The organism is Clostridium sp. DL1XJH146, assembly GCF_054819755.1.
Genome location: NZ_JBTVVN010000001.1, coordinates 73255 through 95079 on the forward strand (window position 1 = coordinate 73255; position 21825 = coordinate 95079).

25 protein-coding genes are annotated in these 21825 nt (G+C 28.4%); all 25 read left to right on the forward strand.

From position 1 onward, the window contains the following. Positions 1-10: 10 nt before the first annotated feature. Positions 11-211, forward strand: coding sequence for a stage III sporulation protein AC (spoIIIAC, locus tag ACVHXK_RS00380; protein WP_461204354.1), 201 nt, complete (start codon positions 11-13; stop codon positions 209-211). Between the two features lie 9 nt (positions 212-220). Then, a complete protein-coding gene (gene spoIIIAD / locus ACVHXK_RS00385; protein ID WP_461204355.1) occupies positions 221-604 on the forward strand; it encodes a stage III sporulation protein AD in 384 nt (127 codons plus the stop codon). Positions 605-614: 10 nt separating this feature from the next. Then, positions 615-1805, forward strand: coding sequence for a stage III sporulation protein AE (gene spoIIIAE / locus ACVHXK_RS00390; protein ID WP_461204356.1), 1191 nt, complete (start codon positions 615-617; stop codon positions 1803-1805). An 8-nt stretch (positions 1806-1813) separates the two neighbouring features. Continuing rightward, entirely contained in the window at positions 1814-2404 is a 591-nt protein-coding gene (gene spoIIIAF, locus ACVHXK_RS00395; RefSeq protein WP_461204357.1) for a stage III sporulation protein AF, read from the forward strand. 14 nt (positions 2405-2418) lie between these two features. After that, positions 2419-3036 carry a stage III sporulation protein AG gene (spoIIIAG, locus tag ACVHXK_RS00400; protein ID WP_461204358.1) on the forward strand — a complete coding sequence of 206 codons (618 nt, stop codon included), beginning with the start codon at positions 2419-2421 and terminating at the stop codon, positions 3034-3036. Between the two features lie 70 nt (positions 3037-3106). Then, entirely contained in the window at positions 3107-3613 is a 507-nt protein-coding gene (locus ACVHXK_RS00405) for a SpoIIIAH-like family protein (protein WP_461204359.1), read from the forward strand. 81 nt (positions 3614-3694) lie between these two features. After that, complete coding sequence (locus tag ACVHXK_RS00410) at positions 3695-4084, forward strand: Asp23/Gls24 family envelope stress response protein (protein WP_461204360.1); 390 nt, start codon at positions 3695-3697, stop codon at positions 4082-4084. Positions 4085-4188: 104 nt separating this feature from the next. Continuing rightward, complete coding sequence (nusB, locus tag ACVHXK_RS00415; RefSeq protein ID WP_461204361.1) at positions 4189-4593, forward strand: transcription antitermination factor NusB; 405 nt, start codon at positions 4189-4191, stop codon at positions 4591-4593. A gap of 13 nt (positions 4594-4606) precedes the next feature. After that, positions 4607-5437 (forward strand): bifunctional 5,10-methylenetetrahydrofolate dehydrogenase/5,10-methenyltetrahydrofolate cyclohydrolase, encoded by an 831-nt coding sequence (locus ACVHXK_RS00420; protein WP_461204362.1) that lies wholly within the window; start codon positions 4607-4609, stop codon positions 5435-5437. A 2-nt stretch (positions 5438-5439) separates the two neighbouring features. Next, complete coding sequence (gene xseA, locus ACVHXK_RS00425) at positions 5440-6639, forward strand: exodeoxyribonuclease VII large subunit (protein ID WP_461204363.1); 1200 nt, start codon at positions 5440-5442, stop codon at positions 6637-6639. A 19-nt stretch (positions 6640-6658) separates the two neighbouring features. Continuing rightward, positions 6659-6889 (forward strand): exodeoxyribonuclease VII small subunit, encoded by a 231-nt coding sequence (gene xseB, locus ACVHXK_RS00430; RefSeq protein ID WP_461204582.1) that lies wholly within the window; start codon positions 6659-6661, stop codon positions 6887-6889. Further along, positions 6879-7745: a polyprenyl synthetase family protein gene (locus ACVHXK_RS00435; protein WP_461204364.1), complete on the forward strand. Its 867-nt coding sequence runs from the start codon at positions 6879-6881 to the stop codon at positions 7743-7745. Before xseB ends, ACVHXK_RS00435 begins: the two co-directional genes overlap by 11 nt. Positions 7746-8369: 624 nt before the next feature. Further along, a complete protein-coding gene (locus ACVHXK_RS00440) occupies positions 8370-8930 on the forward strand; it encodes a hypothetical protein (RefSeq protein WP_461204365.1) in 561 nt (186 codons plus the stop codon). Positions 8931-8934: 4 nt separating this feature from the next. After that, positions 8935-10791 (forward strand): 1-deoxy-D-xylulose-5-phosphate synthase, encoded by a 1857-nt coding sequence (gene dxs / locus ACVHXK_RS00445; protein ID WP_461204366.1) that lies wholly within the window; start codon positions 8935-8937, stop codon positions 10789-10791. A gap of 12 nt (positions 10792-10803) precedes the next feature. Beyond that, positions 10804-11622: a TlyA family RNA methyltransferase gene (locus tag ACVHXK_RS00450; RefSeq protein ID WP_461204367.1), complete on the forward strand. Its 819-nt coding sequence runs from the start codon at positions 10804-10806 to the stop codon at positions 11620-11622. Positions 11623-11632: 10 nt separating this feature from the next. Next, positions 11633-12451, forward strand: coding sequence for an NAD(+)/NADH kinase (locus ACVHXK_RS00455; RefSeq protein WP_461204368.1), 819 nt, complete (start codon positions 11633-11635; stop codon positions 12449-12451). Positions 12452-12469: 18 nt separating this feature from the next. Continuing rightward, positions 12470-12922 carry an arginine repressor gene (locus ACVHXK_RS00460; protein ID WP_461204369.1) on the forward strand — a complete coding sequence of 151 codons (453 nt, stop codon included), beginning with the start codon at positions 12470-12472 and terminating at the stop codon, positions 12920-12922. Positions 12923-12944: 22 nt separating this feature from the next. Further along, positions 12945-14639: a DNA repair protein RecN gene (recN, locus tag ACVHXK_RS00465; RefSeq protein WP_461204370.1), complete on the forward strand. Its 1695-nt coding sequence runs from the start codon at positions 12945-12947 to the stop codon at positions 14637-14639. Between the two features lie 148 nt (positions 14640-14787). Next, positions 14788-15945 carry a SpoIVB peptidase gene (gene spoIVB, locus ACVHXK_RS00470; protein WP_461204371.1) on the forward strand — a complete coding sequence of 386 codons (1158 nt, stop codon included), beginning with the start codon at positions 14788-14790 and terminating at the stop codon, positions 15943-15945. Between the two features lie 146 nt (positions 15946-16091). Continuing rightward, positions 16092-16910 carry a sporulation transcription factor Spo0A gene (gene spo0A / locus ACVHXK_RS00475; protein ID WP_461204372.1) on the forward strand — a complete coding sequence of 273 codons (819 nt, stop codon included), beginning with the start codon at positions 16092-16094 and terminating at the stop codon, positions 16908-16910. Positions 16911-16922: 12 nt separating this feature from the next. Then, complete coding sequence (locus ACVHXK_RS00480) at positions 16923-17441, forward strand: NUDIX hydrolase (RefSeq protein WP_461204373.1); 519 nt, start codon at positions 16923-16925, stop codon at positions 17439-17441. A 67-nt stretch (positions 17442-17508) separates the two neighbouring features. Beyond that, positions 17509-18135 carry a stage II sporulation protein M gene (spoIIM, locus tag ACVHXK_RS00485; protein WP_461204374.1) on the forward strand — a complete coding sequence of 209 codons (627 nt, stop codon included), beginning with the start codon at positions 17509-17511 and terminating at the stop codon, positions 18133-18135. Positions 18136-18172: 37 nt separating this feature from the next. Next, positions 18173-19048: a tyrosine-type recombinase/integrase gene (locus tag ACVHXK_RS00490; protein WP_461204375.1), complete on the forward strand. Its 876-nt coding sequence runs from the start codon at positions 18173-18175 to the stop codon at positions 19046-19048. A 97-nt stretch (positions 19049-19145) separates the two neighbouring features. After that, the gene (locus tag ACVHXK_RS00495) at positions 19146-20450 is read left to right on the forward strand and encodes a pyrimidine-nucleoside phosphorylase (protein ID WP_461204376.1); all 1305 of its coding nucleotides are present in this window, start codon (positions 19146-19148) and stop codon (positions 20448-20450) included. Positions 20451-20575: 125 nt separating this feature from the next. Then, positions 20576-21757, forward strand: coding sequence for a D-alanyl-D-alanine carboxypeptidase family protein (locus ACVHXK_RS00500; RefSeq protein ID WP_461204377.1), 1182 nt, complete (start codon positions 20576-20578; stop codon positions 21755-21757). Positions 21758-21825: the final 68 nt, after the last annotated feature.

Genomic DNA, 21825 nt, shown 5'->3' on the forward strand with positions numbered 1-21825 from the left:
GGGGATAATGATGTTAGATATAAGTATAATTTTTAAATTAGCAGGAGTTAGTTTGTTGATTATAATAATTGATAAAATTATTAAAACTAGCGGCGGAAAAGATGACTACGCTCTTGTTGTGAATATTGCAGGTATAGTTATCATTTTGATGATGGTACTAAATTTGATAAATCAATTATTTAATACAATCAAGACAATGTTTTCTTTTTAGGAGAAAATTATGGAAATTATTAAAATTGTATCTTTTGCGTTTGTTGTTTTATTTGTAATTCTGACTATTAAGAGTGAAAGAAAAGATTTAGCTGTAATTATAAGCTTAGTTTCAGGTGTGCTTATATTTCTTTTCTTGATAAATCCAATTAATGAAATACTAAAATTACTACAAAAACTAGCCTTAGAAGCAAATATAGATTATGTATATTTGGTGACGGTATTTAAGATACTTGGTATTTCATATTTGGCTTCCTTTTGCAGTGAATTATGTAGGGATGCTGGAGAAAGAAATCTTGCTTCAAAGGTTGAATTTGCTGGGAAAATATTAATTCTTGTTCTAGCAATACCAGTTTTGATGGCAGTTTTAGAATCTATAGTTAAACTGTTGTGAAGGTGAGTGAATGAAAAAAATTATAGTTTTTTTAAGTATTATCCTAATTCTTAGTATTAATGTAGTACAAGCTGATGAAAATAATAGTAAAGATGAATTTGGTAATACAAATTTTACTAATTTTGATGGGGATAGTGATTCAGAAAATGAAATAGAAAGTTTATATAATTATATAACTAAAATACAATCTCAGTATGAAATGCTTCATAATATAAACTTAAAAGATTATGTAAATTTATATATAGAAAATGGTAATGGTGAGCTTTCCTTTGAAAATGTTTTTAAAGCCTTAGTATATTACTCAGTAAGAGAGGTTAGTACAACAGGGGAACTAATGTTAATGATAATTATCATTACTATAATATGTGCTTTGATTGAAAGACTAGAGGGGGCATTTAGTAATGAAAACTTAAGAAATGTTGCTTTCTTTTCTGTCTATGCATTACTAATAATAATTCTGTCAAGAAGTTTTTTTATAGGAGTAGATTTAGCTAAAGAGACAATGGTAGCTATGACTGACTTTATGGATGCTTTAATACCTGTATTATTAATCCTTTTAGCAGGTGTTGGGGGCGTAGCTGAAGCCGCTATATTAGATCCACTCATACTAGGCGCTACTAGCATTGCAGCTAAGATTTTTGTTAACGTCTTAGTACCTTTAATTAGTGTATCCTTTGTACTTGTATTTGTAAATAATATTTCAGAGGATTATAAAGTTGAAAAATTAGCAAAGTTAATAAATAGTATAGTTCTTTGGATACAAGGAATAACAATGACAATATTTATTGGAATTATTACTATAAAGAGTACAGCATCAGCAACAATTGATGCCGTTACTGAAAAAACAATAAAATTTGCAGTTGATTCATTTGTTCCTATAGTAGGTGGTTGTTTGTCTGATGCTGTTTCTACTGTTGCTGGGTATTCCCTTTTACTTAAAAATGCTCTTAGTAGTCTTGGACTTTTGGTGATAATCGCCATTGTAATTGCACCGATTATAAAACTATTGGTTATTGCTTTTCTATATAAAATAGTGGCAGCAGTAATTGAACCCGTTGGCAATAAAAAGATTGTTAGTACTATTACATCTGTTGGAGATTCATTAATACTTATAACTTCATGTTTAATAAGTGTATCAATAATGTTTTTTATAATGATATCGATAATGGCAACAGCCGGAAGGTCTATTTTGAATGGATAGGAGATAGTATGACTTATATAAAGGAATGGATAACTAATATAACTACAGCCATTATATTTATAGCTGCAATTGAATTGATTTTACCCCAAAACAGCATAAAAAAATATGCTAAATTTGTACTTGGTTTATTACTTCTTATTGTGGTAATTAATCCTTTTATTAAATTTGCATCTTCTGAAATTAATTTAGAGAGTTTGTTTTCAGAGGATATGTTTTTTAAAGATGAAAAATTGTCTACTCAGAATTTTGATAATTACAAAAAAGAGTCAATAAATAATACGGCGGAAGTATTTAGTAATAATATAAAAAATATATGCTTAGAGGAACTACATAGGACTTATCCAGAGGATGAATTTAATATTGAGGTTTATACTAATTATTCTGTTGAAAGCAACTTATTTAGTATAGATAAAATCAATATTGGAGTGTATGAAAACGGAATTAAAAAAATTACTAAAATAGAAGATATAGATTTTGGAGAAGAAAAAGCAGTTGATAGTACAAATACAATTCCTCTTGAAAAGCAAAAAAAAATTAAGAATGATATGAGCCAATTGATAAAAATTACTGAAGAATCCGTTTCAGTATTTTCAATGTAAAGTGAGGTGTTTTTATGAACTTTAAAGAAAATATTAAAGAAAAGATAAAAGGGTTAAAAATTATTGATAATAATAATATTAATCCTAACATTATTATTATTATATTACTTTCTATACTTGTACTAATAATTTCAAATAGCTTTGATTTTTCAGATGAATCAACAACTTTTAGTAATCAACAAAATAATGAAGGTGAGGTAAATAGTGAAGAAGTTATGAGCAGTATAGAAATTGAAACTTATGAAACTAATATTGAAAACAAATTAAAAGAGACATTGGAAAATATTCAAGGAGTTGGAAATGTTAATGTTAATATTTGTTTTAAGGGAGGGGAAGAACAAGTACCTGCTTTGAATGTTAATGGCTCTGATAGTACTACAGAAGAAGATGATGGAGAAGGCGGTACTAGAACTATAACTCAAAAGACAGATGGAGAGACTATAGTTATGAAAGATGATGGTTCTATAACAGAACCTTATATAATAAAAAGTTATAATCCTAAAATTGAAGGGGTAGTTATTGTGGCACAAGGTGCATCAGATGATTTTGTGAAACTGCAAATTCAAGAAGCAGTAATAACACTTTTTGGGGTATCAGAAAATGAAGTAACAGTTTATCCAATGAAAAAATAACATAAAAAAGTATTAAATGCATATAAATTATATTGAAAATAAAAACAAATTTGAAATTGGAGGGGTTTAAATGAATAAAAAACAGGGAGCAATTATAGTAGTCCTTTTGGCCTTGATTATATGTGCAGGAGTTATGGCTACTAAATTAAACACTGATGCACTCTATGTAGGCGATCAAGCTATTGGTCAAGAGGATACAGTGCAAGTTACTCAGAATGAGTCTAGTACATCAGTTAACTATTTTGCAGAACAAAAACTTATAAGAGATAACAATGAAACTAGTACATTACAAAATTTAAAGGCATTAATTGATGATGAAAATACTTCAGAAGAAACTAGAGAAGAAACATCTGAAAAATATACTGAATACACTTTAGCAGCACATAATGAATCTAATATTGAAATGTTACTTAAAAGTCAAGGATTTGAAGAGTCACTTTGCTTTGTTGAACCGAACAAAGTTATAGTAGTTGTTAAATCTTCAGAGGACCTTACTGAAAAGCAATTAAAACAAATTCAACAAGTAGTAATGGAAGTTACTCAAATTGTAGACGTTGAGATAAGTAGTAGAGAATAATTATTTGTAAAATTAAATACAATTTGCTATAATATACATAAGAAAAAAATCTTTTGCTATTAAGCGAGGAGGGACACAAAAATGGAAGAGAACATTAAAAGTATAACAGACATAGGAATTGTTAAAATATCAGATGAAGTGGTGGAAGTTGTTGCTGGTATAGCAGCTTCTGAAATAGACGGAGTAGTAGGAATGAGCACTAAACTAGTAGGTGGAATTACAAGAATATTGACATCCAAAAAAAATGTATCAAAAGGTGTTCATGTTGTTGTAGGGGAAGACAGTGCTGTAATAGATATATATATAGTGGTTAAGTATGGTTGCAAAATCATGAATGTGGCCAAAGAAGTTCAAGAAAATGTTATGAAATCTGTGCAATCCATGACGGGATTGAATGTTACTTCAGTAAATGTATTTGTTCAGAGCATAATATTAACTAAAGAAGATGAAAAAAATGATATTGTAGAATAGCTATTAACCCTCAGGTATGAGGGTTATTTTTATTTTTATATTGACAGTATACAGAATAATATGTAAGGTATTAGTTAGATAAAATTACTCTAGGAGGATATAAAATGAATAGACGTAAATCAAGGGAAGTATTAATGAAACTTATGTTTGAACAAAGTATAAATAAAGAACCAATAGAGGTATTAATTCAAAATTATAAGGAAGCTAACCACGAAGATACAGATGATTTGGATATGAACTTCATTAATAATGAGGCTGAGGGTGTTTTAGAAAATATAAAAAATATAGATTTCAAAATTGAAGAGAATATGAAAAAATGGAAGTTAGATAGAATTTCAAAAGTTGATCTTACTATAATGAGAATTGCAGCTTATGAGATTATGAATGTAGATGAAATTCCGGCTAAAGTATCTATTAATGAAGCTGTAGAACTTTCTAAATTGTATTCTACGGATAATTCTCCTGCTTTTATTAACGGTGTTCTTGATAGTATAAAAAAGAATTTATAGAAATGGAGGCTTTATGGGTAGAATTTTAAGTGGAAAAGACTTATCAAATAAACTTAGAGATGAATTGAAAATAAACGTACAAAAATTAAATAATGAAGGACAACAAATTACCTTAGCTAATATTTTAGTAGGTGATGATGGTGGATCAAAATCTTATTTTAATGCACAAAATAAAGCTTGTGAAAAAGTAGGAATTAAGACTAGAAACATTATCCTAAATGAAAATATTCAAGAAGAACTGCTTATTGAGATTATTGATACATTAAATAATGATGATATGGTGAACGGAATAATGTTACAATTACCTTTGCCAGACCATTTAAATGAAAATAAAATAACAGGTAATATATGTTATACCAAAGATGTTGATTGTCTGAGTACTAATAGTATTGGAAGATTTTATAAAGATGAAAAATCATTTTTGCCTTGTACTCCAAAAGGTATTATTTCTTTATTAAAAGAAAATAATATTGAAATTAAAGGAATGAACGCTGTTATAGTAGGAAGAAGTAATATAGTAGGTAAACCTATGGCTAATTTATTATTAAAAGAGAATGCAACAGTTACAATATGTCATTCAAAGACAAAAGATTTGAAAAAAATTTGTTCAGAAGCAGACATTCTAATAGTAGCAATTGGGAAACCTTTATTTATTGATAGTACATATGTTAAGGAAAAAGCAGTAGTTATTGATGTTGGGACTACATATTTAGATGGAAAACTAGTTGGAGATGTTAATTTTAACGATATTATCTCAAAGGTTGACTATGCTACCCCTGTTCCTGGTGGAGTAGGTCCGATGACTACTACTATGCTATTAACAAATTTATATGAAGGTGTATAATTATGTATATTAAAACATTTTCAGTTACTGAAATTAATGAATACATAAAAAAGGTATTTGATAATGACTACATTATGAAAAACTCATCGATAAAAGGTGAAATTTCTAATTGGAAAATACATAATTCTGGGCATATATATTTTTCTTTGAAGGATGGTAATAGTAAGATAAATTGCATTATGTTTAAAGGACAGACTTCAAATTTGAATATGATGTTTGAAGATGGTATGCAAGTAATAGTTACTGGTAGAATATCTACTTACGTAAATGGAGGTACTTATCAATTATATTGTGAAAATATAAAACTTGAAGGTATAGGTAAGCTTTTTATAGAATATGAAAAATTGAAGAAGAAACTTTCTTATGAAGGCTTATTTGATGATAAGTACAAAAAAGAAATACCTGTATATGCATCTAAAATTGGTGTAATAACTTCTCCCACAGGAGCTGCTATTAGAGATATTATCAATGTTACTAGTAGAAGAAACAATGGAGTTGATTTGATAATTTACCCATCTTTTGTTCAGGGGTTAAATGCATCATCAAACTTAATACAAGGAATTAAATATTTTAATCAGAGAGAAGATATAGAAACTATTATATTATCTAGAGGTGGGGGTTCAATTGAAGAACTTTGGGCCTTTAACGATGAACAATTAGCAAGAGAAATATTCAACTCGAAAATTCCTATTATTAGTGGTGTAGGACATGAAACGGATTATACTATTTCTGATTTTGTAAGTGATTTAAGAGCATCCACACCGTCGAGTGCAGCTGAAATTGCAGTGTTTAATAAAAATGAAACACTATCTGTGGTAAATAATTATATTGATATTCTTGGGATGAATGTGAATAATAATTTTCAAAAAAAATACAATAAATTTAAAATATTAAAAGAAATAATAAATAGGAAATCTCCTAGTAATGTAATTAGCGATTACTCTAATAGATTGAATAATTTAAATGATTTATTATTTATGAAAGTTAATAAAAAAATGGATTATAAAAAAAATGCATTAGAAAAAATAATAGTTGAGTTGGTTCAAAAGAGTCCTCAAGAAGTGTTGAAAAGAGGTTATTCTGTACTTTTAGATTCTAATGGCAAATTAATTAACAACATAGATAATCTTGAAAATGACACTTTAGTAGAAATTGTTATGCAGAATGGTAGAAAGAAAGTTATAATAAAGAACGAACATTGATTAAAGGAGGTTTAGCGATATTAAAAAGAATAGAAGTTATGAAGAACAGTTTAGAGAATTAAAAAATATTATAGATAGTTTTGATAATGAAGAACTTGGATTAGAAGAAATTATCAGTTTATATGAAAAAGGAACAGAATTGACATTAGATTTAAAAGAAAAGTTAAAGTCTGCTGAAGGTCGAATAAAAATAATCCAAGGTGAAGTGGAAAAAAACTTTGAAAAGGATGATGAATTTAATGCATATTAATATAATAAAAAATGAGATTAATGAATTTTTTAGTGATTATTTTTATAGTCATAAAGATTATAACAAACTAATTTATGAAGCAATGTATTATAGTATAAAAAATGGTGGGAAACGTATTAGACCTATATTATGTTTATTAACATATGATTTATACAATGATGACCATACTTCGATTATACCGATAGCAGGGGCTATTGAAATGATCCATACATATTCACTCATACATGATGATTTACCATGTATGGATAATGACGATTTGAGAAGAGGAAAACCAACTAATCATAAAGTTTTTGGTGATGGAATGGCAGTACTAGCTGGAGATGCTCTTTTAAATGAAGCAATGAATATTATGTTTAATTATTGTGTTTTACATGGTAATGCAATTATTGCTTGCAAAGAAATATCTATAGCAGCAGGTGCTGAGGGCATGGTAGGCGGACAAGTGGTGGACATTTTAAGCGAGAAAAAAGAAATTGAAATTGAAGAATTAAAATATATGCATAAAAAGAAAACAGGAGCATTAATAAAAGCATCTATTATTTCAGGTGCACTATTAGCTTCCGCTCCTTCTGAGGATATTGAAAATCTTTCTTTATTTGGTGAAAAGTTAGGGCTAGCTTTTCAAATAAAAGATGATATATTAGATATAGAGGGAGATGAAAAGAAATTAGGAAAGAGTATAAAAAGTGATATAGAAAATGATAAAACAACATTTGTAAAGAAATATGGAGTAGAACAATGTAAGAGGATATGTTCCGATTTGACAAATGAATGTTTTGAGCATTTACGTAAAATTGATAAAAATACTGAAAAATTAGAAGAAATAACCTCTTTTTTATTAAAAAGAGACTATTAATATATTTTAATAGATAAGTTTTTGAATTATTATATTTATTATGTTATAATGCAGAGTAGAAATGGTGGTGCAGTATTCTAGTCAGGGAAGTGTTTTTTGAAGGCGGGGCTAAAAATCCGTCAAAGGGCACATCGATGAAGCTTCTTGTGCTGGCTTACTACGCCCAGTGGTGGGTTGGTGCTGGGAGTAAGGGGGCTGGGGCAACCGCAAAGGCATGCGTACTTGACCCTACCTTCGTGGAGACCATTGCTTGTGGTTCAGGAGAGATGCCTGTTCTACGACAATGGATTAAACCTGTATTGTGGTAAAAAGCTATGTGCAGCGTAGCCTGCCTTGAGTGAAGTGAGCGGAGACAGGCTTTTGCTATGTTTAAATTTACTTTGCAAAAGAGGCTAGGAAGACACCTAACTGTTGAGGAAAACTCCTAGACTGAATATATGCTAAAGATTGCAGTGTAGACTAAGTGGTAATCTAGTCTTATAGATGGCAACACTATAAGCAGAGAATTAAAAGGGAACTGCCTTGATGGTGACACAAGGTTTCTATGCGGGAAAACCAACTAGACCTAAGCTACAAAGTTTATTTAGCATATAGCCACTTTTTTTATTTACTTGGAGGATAAGAGTGAAAAGTGATAATAATAAAAAAAATAAGAAGAAAGACCATTGGATTTTAAAAATATTTTTATGGACAATTGTAATCTCAACAACTGTTTCTTTTTTTTCTAATTTGATTTTACAATATTTAAACACAATTGTTGCAATATTCCTTTTACTAATAATCATTACAATAGGTATAATTTTTGATACAATAGGGGTAGCAGTTACTGCTGCTTCAGAAACACCATTTCATTCAATGGCATCAAAAAGAATAAAAGAAGCTAATGTGGCAGTTAATTTAATTAGAAATGCTGATAAAGTTTCGAATTTTTGCAATGATGTAATTGGGGATATTTGTGGAGTTATAAGTGGTGGAATAGGAGCACTAATTTTTTCTAAAGTTACAATAACATTAATTTTAGAAAATAATTACTATGATATTATAATTAGTTCATTAATTGGAGCAGTTATTGCAGCATTAACTGTTGGTGGAAAAGCTTTAGGTAAAAGTGTTGCTATAAATAGAAGTAATGATATAGTTTTTCAGGTATCAAAATTGATATATCTAACTAAAAAGGATAGATGATAATATGTATGGATTATTAGATGAATATAAAGATAAGAATGAAATAAAAAAAATGAATATAAATGAATTAAATGAATTTGCAAATAATATTAGAAATTTTTTGATAGATAAAGTATCCAAAACAGGAGGACATTTAGCTTCTAATTTAGGAGTAGTTGAACTCACATTGGCGCTATTTAAAGTGTTCGACTTAGAAAAAGATAAAATTGTTTGGGATGTTGGACATCAAACTTATGTTCATAAAATTCTTACTGGAAGAAAAGAACAATTTAATTCTTTAAGAAAATTTGGGGGATTATGTGGATTTCCTAAGCGTTCAGAAAGTAAATATGATTTTTTTGAAGTCGGCCACAGTAGTACATCTTTTTCAGCAGCATTAGGAATGGCTAGAGCTAGAGATATAAAAGGAGAAGAATCGAAGGTTGTAGCAGTTATAGGAGATGGAGCTTTAACTGGTGGAATGGCATTGGAAGCTTTAAATGATATTGGTGATAAACATATAGATATTATCCTTATTTTAAATGATAATCAAATGTCTATTTCTAAAAATGTAGGTGGGATTTCTAAATATCTTAATAATTTAAGGGTTGATCCTAATTATAATAAATTAAAAGGTGATTTTAATCAAGTATTAAATAAGACCTTTTTAGGGAAGGGAATAGCAGGATCATTGAAAAAATTAAAAGGTGGTATTAGACATATTGTTGTTCCAAATAGATTTTTTGAAAATATTGGGATAAAATATTTTGGGCCAATAGATGGACATAATATAACTCAATTATCCCAAGTAATGGAACTAGCAAAGGATATAAAAGGCCCAGTATTAATACATACTATAACAACTAAAGGTAAAGGTTATGATTTTGCAGAGAAAAATCCTCATTTATATCATGGTATTGGTCCATTTGATAAAGAAAGTGGTAAAGCAAGTTCTAAAAAGCAAATTACATACTCAAAAGCATTTGGTGACGCAATAGTTGAATTAGCAAAGAATGATAATAGAGTAACGGCTATAACTGCAGCAATGCCAGGAGGAACAGGATTACAAGAATTTAGCGAAGAATACAAAAATAGATTTTTTGATGTAGGAATAGCTGAGCAACATGCGGTTACATTAGCGGCTGGAATGGCTAGTTCTGGTCTTAAACCGATATTTGCAGTTTACTCAACGTTTCTACAGAGAGCATACGACCAGATAATACACGATGTTTGTATGCAAGAATTGCCAGTTATTTTTTGTATAGATAGAGCAGGTATAGTAGGTGAGGATGGAGAAACACATCAGGGAGTATTTGACCTTTCATTTTTATCTCATATACCTAATTTGGTTATAGTGAGTCCTAAATGTGTTGGTGAATTAAAATATTTGTTAAAATGGGCATTAACACAAAATAAACCTATTGCAATAAGATATCCTAGGGGAGGAGATGAATTCGATAATCTAATACCTAAAACGGATTTTCAAATTGGCAAATGGGAAACTATAAAAAAAGGAAAAAATGTTGCAATAATAGCGACAGGTAGAATGGTTTCTAAAGCTAGTAATGTAGCAGTGAAACTGAACAAAATAGGAATAGAAGCTAGTGTAATAAATGCAAGTTTTATTAAACCAATTGATAAAACTCTTTTAACTAATCTTGTTAAATCAAAGATTCCGATAGTTACAATAGAGGATAATTATGTAAATGGAGGTTTTGGTAGTTTGATTCTCCAATATTTGAATCAAGAATACAAAGATTATAAAATACTTAATTTAGGTTTTAAAGATGAGTTTATTACACACGGAAATATTGATGTTTTGTTTAAATTATATAATCTCGATGAAAACGGGATATTTTCATCTATTGTAAAATTCATATAAAAAGGAGCCTTTATGGGTACAGTTAAGAAAGAAAGATTAGATGTTTTATTAGTTAATAATAAATTGTTTGATTCTAGAGAAAAAGCAAAAGTCAGTATCATGGCTGGTGAAATTTATGTTAATGGAAATAGAGAAGATAAATGTGGCACTAAGATACCTGCGGATGCAGAAATAGTTTTTAAGGGTAAAAAAATGAAGTACGTCAGTAGAGGTGGTTTTAAGTTAGAAAAAGCAATTAATTCTTTTGACATTGAACTTAAAGATAAAGTGTGTGCTGACATAGGAGCATCAACAGGAGGCTTTACTGATTGTATGTTGCAAAATGGAGCAAGTAAAGTTTATTCCATTGATGTTGGATACGGTCAAATTGCATGGAAGTTAAGAACAGATGATAGGGTAACAGTTTTAGAAAGAACTAATGCAAGATATTTAAAGATAGAAAATATTGGGGAGACTATTGATTTTGCTAGCATTGATGTTTCTTTTATTTCTCTTACTAAAATTATTCCTACGTTATTAAATCTTATTAATAGTGAAGGAGAAGTAGTTGCTTTAATTAAACCTCAGTTTGAAGCTGGAAGGGATAAAATTGGCAAAAAAGGTGTTGTAAAAGATACAAAAGTACATATAGAAGTAATAGAGAAAATAGTCAATTTTGTTATTCAACAGAATTGTGAAATAAAAGGTATTCAGTTCTCACCTATAAAGGGGCCAGAAGGAAATATAGAATATCTAGTTTATTTTCATAAGATAAATGAAAATAATAATAAAGATTTTAATAGGACTGAAATCGATAAAATTGTTAAAATAGCACATGAAAAAGCAAATTAGGTGATTAATAATGAAAAATATTGCAATTAATATAAATAGAGAAAAAGTTAAAGATAAGTCTGTTGTACAAAATATTATAAGTCTTTTTAAAGAAAATTTGGATTCCCCTTCTATTGAAATTTTTTATGATTCTATTGGAATTGAAAATTTAAATGAAAAAACTGAGTTACTCGTTGTTTTAGGTGGAGATGGTACAATTCTTAGAGTGCAGAAAAAAATAGGTACTAAAAACATACCTATTATTGGAATTAATTTTGGAAATTTGGGTTTTTTGGCAAGTATGGAAATAGATGATATTGAAAAGGGTATAGTTGATATTTGCAAGGGTAATTACTATATTCAAGAACGAATGTTACTTGAGTGTACACTGCAAAAAAATAAGACAAAAAAGATTTTTTATGCGTTAAATGAAATTGTTATTTCAAGAGACTTAATTTCATGTGTTTTTAAATATGGACTTAAAATAAATGATAAATTATTTACTACTTATTTTGCTGATGGTATAATAGTTTCAACTGCAACTGGCTCAACTGCGTATTCTCTGTCGGCGGGTGGTCCGATTATAGATCCAAGTCTATCGTTAGTGTGTATTACACCAATATGTCCTCATTCAATGCAGAGTAGAAGTATTATTGTAAATGAAAACAATAAAATTGAAATTGATTTCTCGTCAAATACAAATGATTCTATATTATCAATAGATGGACATATTTGCTCAAGGTTAGATAAATATGGTAAAATTAGTATTGAAAAATCTCAATATAAATGTAAGATTGTTACCTTAAATGGATATAATTACTATAGAATACTTAAGAAAAAGTTATTCTAACCTAAAAGGAGATGTAAAATGAAACTTGAAAGACAAGCAAAATTATTAGAAATAATTAGCACAAAAAATATTGAAACTCAAGAAGAACTTGCGGAAGAACTAAAGCTGTTAGGTATGGATATTACTCAAGCAACTGTTTCAAGAGATATAAAAGAATTAAAATTGATTAAGGTATTAACGGAAAAAGGAACATATAAATATGCAACTATAGCCCCTATGGAAAGCACAATTTCAAATAAATTAATGAATATTTTCAAACAAACTGTAACCTCAGTTCAAAATGTAAATAATTTTGTGGTAGTAAAAACTCTAACTGGTTCAGCAAATGCTGCAGCAGAAGCAATTGATTCACTGAATTTTGAAGGTATAGCAGGAACTATTGCAGGTGATAATAATATTTTTATAATGTGCCTTAATGATGAAAAAGCAATTGAAATTGTAAAAAAGATGAAAAAAATTCAATTAAAATAAATTAAATAAAAAGGTGATAAATATGTTGCTGGTTTTGAATATTAAAAATTTTGCGTTAATTGAAGCTTTAAGCATTACTTTTGATAGCGGCTTAAATATACTTACAGGAGAAACTGGAGCTGGGAAATCAATTTTGATTGATGCTATCAATTTTGTTTTAGGTGGAAAGGTAAAGAGAGATTTAATTAAATTTAATGACCAAAAAACTTATGTTGAAGTTGTTTTTGATGACCTGCCAAAAAAAACTGAAAAATTGTTAATAGAAAAAGATTTCTCTATCGAAGAAGTATTAATAATTTCTAGGGAAGTTCATCCATCAGGTAAAAGTATAGCTAAAATTAATGGCAAAATAGTTTTAGTAAATGACCTAAAAAAAATAAGTGAAGGTCTGCTAAATGTTCATGGTCAACATGAAAACCAACATCTTTTAAATAATGAAAATCATCTTTTCCTTCTTGATAAATATGGAGAAAATTTAATTAAAAAAGATTTAATTATATATAAAGAAAAATTTAAGGAATTACAAGAAATAAATAATAGATTGAAAAATTTAGAGGAAAATAAAACAGAAAATGAGAAATTAAAAGACTATTTACAATTTCAAATAGAAGAAATAGATAAAGCAAATTTAAAAATTAATGAGGACGTAGAATTAAACGAAAAATATAAATTACTATCAAATTTTGAAAAAATAAGTACTTCGCTAGAAAGTAGTTTTACACTACTGCATGAGAATTCTGAAGTTAATACATCCGTCTATGATAATCTTGGGAAAGTATTATATGAAATTAATTCAATTAAAGGTATTTTAAGTGAGGTAAAGTCCACATTGAGTTTGTTAGAAGATGCTTACTATAACATTGAGCAGGCAGTAGATGAAATTAGGGATATAAAAAATACTATAAGTTATGATCAGAATGAACTTGATTATATTAACAGTAGAATATTTCAAATAGAGTCTTTAAAAAGAAAATATGGAAGTACAATAGATGAAATATTAGCTTTTAAAGATGAAATTGATAACAAGTATAACGATATTAATAATAGTGAAGAAATAATAGATGAATTACATAAAAAGAAAGATATTTTAATAGTGGAATTAGCAAAAGTATCAAAAGCAATTTATGAGTCTAGACTAATAATAAAAGAGAAGCTAGAAATAGATATTATAAAACAACTACGATATGTAGGTCTAGAAAAATCGAAATTTGAAATAGTCGTTAATCATGAAGATAATTTTTATGATACTGGTGGAGATAGAGTGCAATTTGAAATTTCAACAAATCCTGGGCAACCTTTGTATCAATTAGAAAAAGTTGTTTCTGGTGGGGAATTATCACGAATAATGTTATCTTTAAAAGTAGTTTTTGCAGATAAAGATTATATACCAACTTTAATATTTGATGAGATAGATACTGGTATAAGTGGAAGAATTGCTCAAAGAGTAGCTGAGAAAATGTATAAAATTTCGAAATCACATCAAGTTTTTTGTGTCACACATCTGCCTCAGATTGCATGTATGTCAGATAATCATTATAAAGTTGAAAAAATAATTAAGGATAAAACAACTAGAACAAAAATTTATAATTTAGATATCGCTGATAAAGAAAATGAAATTGCAAAAATGATCGGAGGAACTCAGATAACTGACCTCACAGTTCAAAATGCAAGGGAAATGATTACTATGGCAAATGAAATAAAAATAAAAATAAAATAGAATAAAAAAAAGCTATATTTTAGTTAATATAGCTTTTTTTTATTTTATTTTAAATATCTAAATGTTATGGTTATTTCAATACAGAATAATATATTTAACATTGGGAAAGTTAATATTGAGGCAAGTATGTTATGCAGGAGGTTATTGTATGAGGAAAAAAAAATGTTGCATAATATGCATATTTTTCTTTTCTATATTTTGCATTCAGTTATATAATGATAAACTAAGCTTTATGGTTGATGGCAAACTATTTGAAATGAAATCTATTGTAGATGATAATCCACAAAAAAAAGAAGTAATTACCGAAGATACTATCTATAAAGCTACTACAAGTACAAATATTAGAGGCATTAAAAGAAATAAAGATATTGAGATATTCCCTGGAGGTCAACCTATAGGAGTAAAATTATCTACTGAAGGGGTATTGGTTGTTGGAATAAGCGAAATAAAAAATGAGAAAGGAATTAATTCAAGTCCAGCTGTTTTAGCGGGAATTAATATCGGAGATACTATTTTAAAAATTAATAATGAAAAAATAGTTGATGCATATGATCTAGCTGAAAAAATTGATAATTCACAAGGACAGAGCGTAGAAATAAAAATCCAAAGAAACAGAAAAAACTTTACAAAAAAAATAATTCCAGTAAAGGCAAGTAAAGATAGTAAGTTTAAAATAGGTTTATGGGTAAGAGATTCAACTTCTGGGGTAGGTACGTTGACTTTTTATGATGAAAAAACGGGTGTTTATGGTGCACTTGGGCATCCAATAACGGATATAGATACTAGCACAATTCTTGATGTAGGAAAGGGTAGCATATATTCTTCAACAATAGTTGATTGTAAAAAGGGAGAAAAGGGTAATCCTGGAGAGCTTCGAGGCATTTTTATAGAAGATGAAATAATGGGATCTGTTAATTATAATACAAATTGTGGTATTTATGGTTACTTTAACAAAAAACTTAAGAGAAAAAATATAAAACCATTAAAAGTAGCCTTTAAGGAAGAAATTGTAGAAGGACCAGCTAAGATATTGACAACTATATCTGGTTGTGATCCAAAGTATTATGATATAGAGATCCAAAAATTATTAAATCAAGATGAGCCTGGTTCTAAGAGTATGATTCTAAAAGTAACAGATGAAGAGTTACTCGAAAAAACAGGTGGAATTGTACAAGGAATGAGTGGGAGTCCTATAATACAAAATGAAAAAATTATCGGTGCAGTAACACATGTATTAATAAATAAACCTGATGTTGGTTATGGAATTTATATAGAATGGATGATAGAAGAAGCTGGAATACAATAAAAAAACTAGAAAAAAATGCAAAAAAGTAGTAAAATAAAAGATATTAATACTATCTTTTATTTTTTTGCTTTTTTATTAAAGGATAAGTTAGAGTTTTGTCGAATATAGAATATGTAAAGATATGGAATTTTAAGGAGGAGATAGTTTTGGAAAATGGTAAAATTAATGTTATTATTGCAGATGATAACAAGGAATTTTGTAATATCTTGAATGACTATTTATTGAATCAAAGAGATATTAATGTGATTGGAGTTGCAAAAGATGGGTTAGAAGCTATTGAACTTATCAAAGAAAAAAAACCTGATTTAGTTGTACTTGACATTATAATGCCTCATTTAGATGGCCTTGGAGTCTTAGAAAGATTAAATACTATGGAAATAAATACAGTGCCTAGAGTTATTGTTCTATCAGCTGTAGGACAAGATAAAATAACACAGAGAGCAATTTCCCTTGGAGCAGATTATTATGTAGTAAAACCTTTTGATATGGATATCTTTATAAAAAGGATAAGAGAAATGTTTAATAATTCAATAGATATAGAAGATACTAGATATAAAAGAGATGTTAAAAGAGAAGCTTCAGCTATGATTTCTACACAAAGAAATGAGCCAATGAATTTAGAACAAGAAATCACAAATATAATTCATGAAATTGGTGTGCCAGCACATATTAAGGGTTATATGTATTTAAGAGATGCAATAACTATGGTTGTAAATGATATTGAATTATTGTCCGCTGTAACTAAGGAATTATATCCATCAATTGCAAAAAAATATAATACAACAGCAAGCAGGGTAGAGAGAGCTATTAGACATGCAATTGAAGTTGCATGGGCAAGAGGACAGGTTGATACTATCAATAGGATATTTGGGTACACCGTTCACAACAGTAAAGGTAAACCTACTAATTCAGAATTTATAGCTATGGTAGCTGATAAATTGAGATTACAAAATAAAGTTAGTTAATGTGGAGGAATAATGAATATTAATGAAATTACACTAGATGAAGAATTAAAATTTGAAGGTAAAATAATTAGTTTAACAGTAAAAAATGTAAAATTACCAAATGGGAAAGTATCAAAACGAGAAATAGTAAAACATCCTGGTGGGGTGGCAATACTAGCTTTTAAAGAAAAAGATGAGGTTTTACTTGTTGAGCAATTTAGGAGCCCTTTAGAAAAATCAATTTTAGAAATTCCAGCGGGGAAATTAGAAAAAAATGAAGACCCTGAAGAATGTGGTAAGCGAGAATTAGAAGAAGAAACTGGTTTTAAAGCGGGTAAAATGACTTTCCTTGGTAAAATAGCACCTTCTCCTGGATATACAAATGAATATATATATCTCTATAAGGCAGAAGATCTTTATAAAGGCCAAATAGGTGGGGATGATGATGAATTTATAAATGTTCATCAATATTCACTTTGTGAATTGAAGGAAAAAATTAAATCTAGAGAAATAATTGATGCTAAAACTATTTGTATAATGATGTATTTGTAAAGCAATCTTGAATATTATCCTTAAATTAAACATATATACTATTAATGTTAACTTAAGGAGGATAGAAATGAAGAGCATAAAAATTGATTTAAATTTACGGGGAAAATTCGAAGAAAATACTTTCTTGTATATAATTACTTTAATATGTTTTTGTACTGGAATTGTATTAGGAATTTATTCAGTGAAGTATATGGGTGTTTATGAAAAAACAGATTTATGTAATTATATATTAGATTTTTTTAACAAACTAAAAGATTCTAATATAAGTTCTAATGGTATTTTTCTTCAAACCATTAAAAATAACTTAATTATAATTATAATTATTTGGTTTTTAGGTTTAACAATTATAGGGACACCAATTATTCTATTGCTTAATTTATTTAAAGGATTTAGTTTTGGTTTCTCAATTGGTTTTGTACTAAATCAGATGGGAACTAAGGGTATATGGTTAGCTGTAATAAACATAGTACCCCAAAATTTGATTTATTTACCCTGTATAGTTATTAGCTCAGTGTTAGCTATGGATTTTTCAATAAAATTGTTAAATATGAATTCCTATAAAAGTGGTAAAAATTGTGTAGTTTCATCAGTGACTTCTTATACTTTTAACTTTTTAATAATTACACTAATTATGTTTATTGGATTCTTTTTTGAAGCATACATAGCACCAAATATAATGAAATTCTTAGTTTAATTGTAGATAGACTAAGAAGGAATAAGTGGAGAAACTTATGGATAAATTAATCATTGATTTTTTGCACTCATTAGAAAAAAGAAATTTAGCAGAAAATACAATAAGCGCATATAAAAGAGATATTGTAAAATTTGATGACTATTTAAAAGCTAATGATATAAATTTCAGAGATGTTGAAAAGTATACTGTTATGGCATATGTGCAACATTTAAGAAAATTAAGTAAAGCAAATAGTACTATTATTAGATTATTAGTGACTTTAAGGAGTTATTATAAATATCTTATTAAAAAGAAAATTATTATTCAAAATCCTTTTGATGAATATGTTACTCCTAAAAACACGAGAAATATCCCTCAAATTTTAACAATAGGTGAAATAGATGAGTTTCTTAATATGCCTGATACTTCGCAAGTTAAAGGGATAAGAGACAAAGCAGTTTTAGAATTAATGTATGCAACGGGTATAAAAACCTCTGAACTTTTAAATTTAAATGAATCTGATATTAATTTTGAATATGGATACATTAATTGCAAGAATGCAAAAAAAGAAAGGATTTTACCGATTGGGCCACATGCAATTTACTGCCTAAGAGATTATATTATTGCAAGGGAAGAAATAAATAAGTATAATAAAGAAATACTTTTTTTAAATTTAAAAGGAAATAATATTACGAGACAGGGATTGTGGAAAATAATTAAAGAGTATTCAGACAAAACAGGAATAGATAAGAAAATTGATTCAAATATATTAAGACATTCTTTTGCAGTACATTTACTTCAAAATGGTGCAGATATTAAAACGATTCAAGAGTTGCTAGGGCATTCAGTTTTAACTAGTACACTTATTTATTCAAATATATCAAAAGAGAATAAGATAATGGAAGTATATAAAAAAGCACATCCTAGATATTAGGAGTGCTTATTTGTTTTTTCACTACAATTGTAATATAATTAATTCACATTTAAGTAATATTGACTTTAATAAAATTACTATAATAGAGGTGCTAAATATGAGAATGTATGACTTGATATTAAAAAAGCGAAATGGAGAAGAACTGTCAACAGAGGAAATAACTTTTTTTATAAAAGGATACACTAATGAAGAAATTCCAGATTATCAGGTATCAGCCTTATTAATGGCTATATTTTTTAAAAAAATGACTAGAAGAGAAACCGTAGATTTAACTTTAGCGATGGCTAACTCTGGAGATATACTAGATTTAAGTTCTATAGAGGGAATAAAAGTTGATAAACACAGTACTGGTGGCGTAGGTGATAAAACATCACTAGTTTTGGCACCTTTAGTTGCTTCATTAGGTGTGCCAGTTGCAAAAATGTCTGGGAGAGGACTTGGACATACAGGTGGAACTATAGATAAACTTGAATCTTTTCCTGGATTTAAAGTAGAGATTAGTGAAGAAGAGTTTTCTGATAATGTGAATACAATTAAAATTGCAATTGCAGGTCAAACGGCCAATTTAGCACCTGCAGATAAAAAATTATATGCACTTCGTGATGTAACGGCAACAGTAGATAATATTTCTTTGATAGCCTCAAGTATTATGAGTAAAAAGATAGCCTCAGGTGCAAACTGTATAGTTTTAGATGTTAAATTTGGTGATGGTGCTTTTATGAAAACTAAAGCTGATGCTGAAAAACTAGCAGAAGAAATGGTGTACATAGGTAAAGCTTTAGGTAGAAAAACCGTTGCAATACTTTCTGATATGGACCAACCATTAGGGTATGCAGTCGGAAATATATTAGAAGTAAAAGAAGCAATAGATACACTTTCAGGAAATGGACCAGAAGACCTTAAGGAGTTATGTCTAGGATTAGGTAGCCAAATGCTTATACTTGCAAATAAAGCTAAAAGTGAAGAAGAAGCAAGAGTAGAATTACTAGAGGTTATTAAAAATGGTAGAGCAAAAGCAAAGTTCAAAGAATTTATCAAAGCTCAGTATGGGGATGATTCTTTTGTAGACGATTTAAATTTATTTACAGAAACTAAATATGTTATTCCAGTTGTATCTAGTAAAGATGGTTATATTAATAAAATAAAAACAGAAAAAATAGGAATAATAGCTATGGAACTTGGAGCAGGAAGACTTAAAAAAGGCGATACTATAGATTTAACTGTTGGGATAAAACTAGTGAAAAAATGTGGTGATTTTATAAAAGAATTGGATGATATAGCATATATATATTCTAATGATATGGAAAAGGCAGAAATTGCACGTAAAGAATTATTTGATTGCTTTGAATTAAGTGATAAAAAAATTGAAAAACAGCCAATAATTTATAAAATTATTAAATAAATCAATGAATAAAAAAAGATTATCTAAAAAAAGTTAGATAGTCTTTTTTATTTGTCTATATTATTAAATAATCTTGTCGAAAGTGGTAAAAATAAATATATAAACATATATGAAAGGAGATACTTATGAAAAAATTATGTAATATTACTGCTTTATTGGTACTTATTAGTATGATGATACCTAATATGGCTATGATTAATGTTTATGCTGATGATGTAGATGAATTAAATGTTGAAGCTAATTCTGCATTATTGATGGAGCCAACTACAGGCAAATTAGTCTATGAAAAAAATATTCATGAAAAATTTGCTCCAGCTTCAGTTACTAAAATTATGACAATGTTAATTACAATGCAAGAAATCGATACAGGAAAAATTAAACTTACTGATAGAGTTGTTGTATCAGAATATGCAAAAAAAATGGGTGGTAACGGCAGTAGTTCAATGCTTTTAGATAGTGGAGAAGTAAGAACAGTTGAAGAATTATTAAAAGGGGTTGCAATTGCATCTGGAAATGATGCTTCAGTTGCGATAGCAGAGTATATTTCAGGTAGTGAAAAAGCTTTTGTAAAAAGAATGAATGACTTAGCAGCAGAACTGGGTATGAAAGATACTCAATTTAAAAATTGTCATGGGCTATCAACTGAAGGGCATTACTCAACGGCATATGATATTTCAATTATGTCGCGTGAACTTTTAAAGCATCCTCAAATATTAGAATATACAGGAACATATATGGAAACAATTTCAGAAGGTAGATTAAATCCTATTGGGCTAGTAAATCATAATAAGTTAGTTAGATTCTATGAAGGTTGTGATGGTCTCAAAACAGGGTTTACAAGTGAGGCAAAATATTGTATATCAGCAACTGCTTTAAAAGATAATGTAAGAATGCTTGCTGTAATAATGGGGGCACCTAACTATAAGGTACGTAATAGAGATGCTAGCAAATTAATGAGTTTTGGGTTTTCAAAATTTGATGCTAAAAAGATTTTCACAAAAGGTGATGACGTACAAAAGATAGACCTTAATAAGAAGGGTACTAAATTTTTTATAGTAAAGGCTTCTAATGATATGACATTAATTGTTGAAAGAGGAGAAGCTATAGAGCTAAAAAAAGAAATAAAACTTAACATTGATAATAAGAAAACAATAAGTGAGGGAGAAGAAATTGGTGTCTGTGAGGTATATCAAAATGATAAATTGCTAGGAGAAGTTGCAATTTATAGCGATAGGGAATTCAAGACTTCAAATATTATTGATGAATTTAAATTCAATTTAATGAGATTATTTGATAATGCTATTTAGTTCTACAGATATTGCTGTAGAGCTTTTTTTTATTTATAATAGAAAGATAGAGTATTTAAATATAAATT

Coding starts and splice junctions, on each gene's coding strand:
- spoIIIAC (WP_461204354.1), top strand. CDS start 11: ATGTTAGATATAAGTATAATTTTTAAATTAGCAGGAGTTAGTTTGTTG.
- spoIIIAD (WP_461204355.1), top strand. CDS start 221: ATGGAAATTATTAAAATTGTATCTTTTGCGTTTGTTGTTTTATTTGTA.
- spoIIIAE (WP_461204356.1), top strand. CDS start 615: ATGAAAAAAATTATAGTTTTTTTAAGTATTATCCTAATTCTTAGTATT.
- spoIIIAF (WP_461204357.1), top strand. CDS start 1,814: ATGACTTATATAAAGGAATGGATAACTAATATAACTACAGCCATTATA.
- spoIIIAG (WP_461204358.1), top strand. CDS start 2,419: ATGAACTTTAAAGAAAATATTAAAGAAAAGATAAAAGGGTTAAAAATT.
- ACVHXK_RS00405 (WP_461204359.1), top strand. CDS start 3,107: ATGAATAAAAAACAGGGAGCAATTATAGTAGTCCTTTTGGCCTTGATT.
- ACVHXK_RS00410 (WP_461204360.1), top strand. CDS start 3,695: ATGGAAGAGAACATTAAAAGTATAACAGACATAGGAATTGTTAAAATA.
- nusB (WP_461204361.1), top strand. CDS start 4,189: ATGAATAGACGTAAATCAAGGGAAGTATTAATGAAACTTATGTTTGAA.
- ACVHXK_RS00420 (WP_461204362.1), top strand. CDS start 4,607: ATGGGTAGAATTTTAAGTGGAAAAGACTTATCAAATAAACTTAGAGAT.
- xseA (WP_461204363.1), top strand. CDS start 5,440: ATGTATATTAAAACATTTTCAGTTACTGAAATTAATGAATACATAAAA.
- ACVHXK_RS00435 (WP_461204364.1), top strand. CDS start 6,879: ATGCATATTAATATAATAAAAAATGAGATTAATGAATTTTTTAGTGAT.
- dxs (WP_461204366.1), top strand. CDS start 8,935: ATGTATGGATTATTAGATGAATATAAAGATAAGAATGAAATAAAAAAA.
- ACVHXK_RS00450 (WP_461204367.1), top strand. CDS start 10,804: ATGGGTACAGTTAAGAAAGAAAGATTAGATGTTTTATTAGTTAATAAT.
- ACVHXK_RS00455 (WP_461204368.1), top strand. CDS start 11,633: ATGAAAAATATTGCAATTAATATAAATAGAGAAAAAGTTAAAGATAAG.
- ACVHXK_RS00460 (WP_461204369.1), top strand. CDS start 12,470: ATGAAACTTGAAAGACAAGCAAAATTATTAGAAATAATTAGCACAAAA.
- recN (WP_461204370.1), top strand. CDS start 12,945: ATGTTGCTGGTTTTGAATATTAAAAATTTTGCGTTAATTGAAGCTTTA.
- spoIVB (WP_461204371.1), top strand. CDS start 14,788: ATGAGGAAAAAAAAATGTTGCATAATATGCATATTTTTCTTTTCTATA.
- ACVHXK_RS00480 (WP_461204373.1), top strand. CDS start 16,923: ATGAATATTAATGAAATTACACTAGATGAAGAATTAAAATTTGAAGGT.
- spoIIM (WP_461204374.1), top strand. CDS start 17,509: ATGAAGAGCATAAAAATTGATTTAAATTTACGGGGAAAATTCGAAGAA.
- ACVHXK_RS00490 (WP_461204375.1), top strand. CDS start 18,173: ATGGATAAATTAATCATTGATTTTTTGCACTCATTAGAAAAAAGAAAT.
- ACVHXK_RS00495 (WP_461204376.1), top strand. CDS start 19,146: ATGAGAATGTATGACTTGATATTAAAAAAGCGAAATGGAGAAGAACTG.
- ACVHXK_RS00500 (WP_461204377.1), top strand. CDS start 20,576: ATGAAAAAATTATGTAATATTACTGCTTTATTGGTACTTATTAGTATG.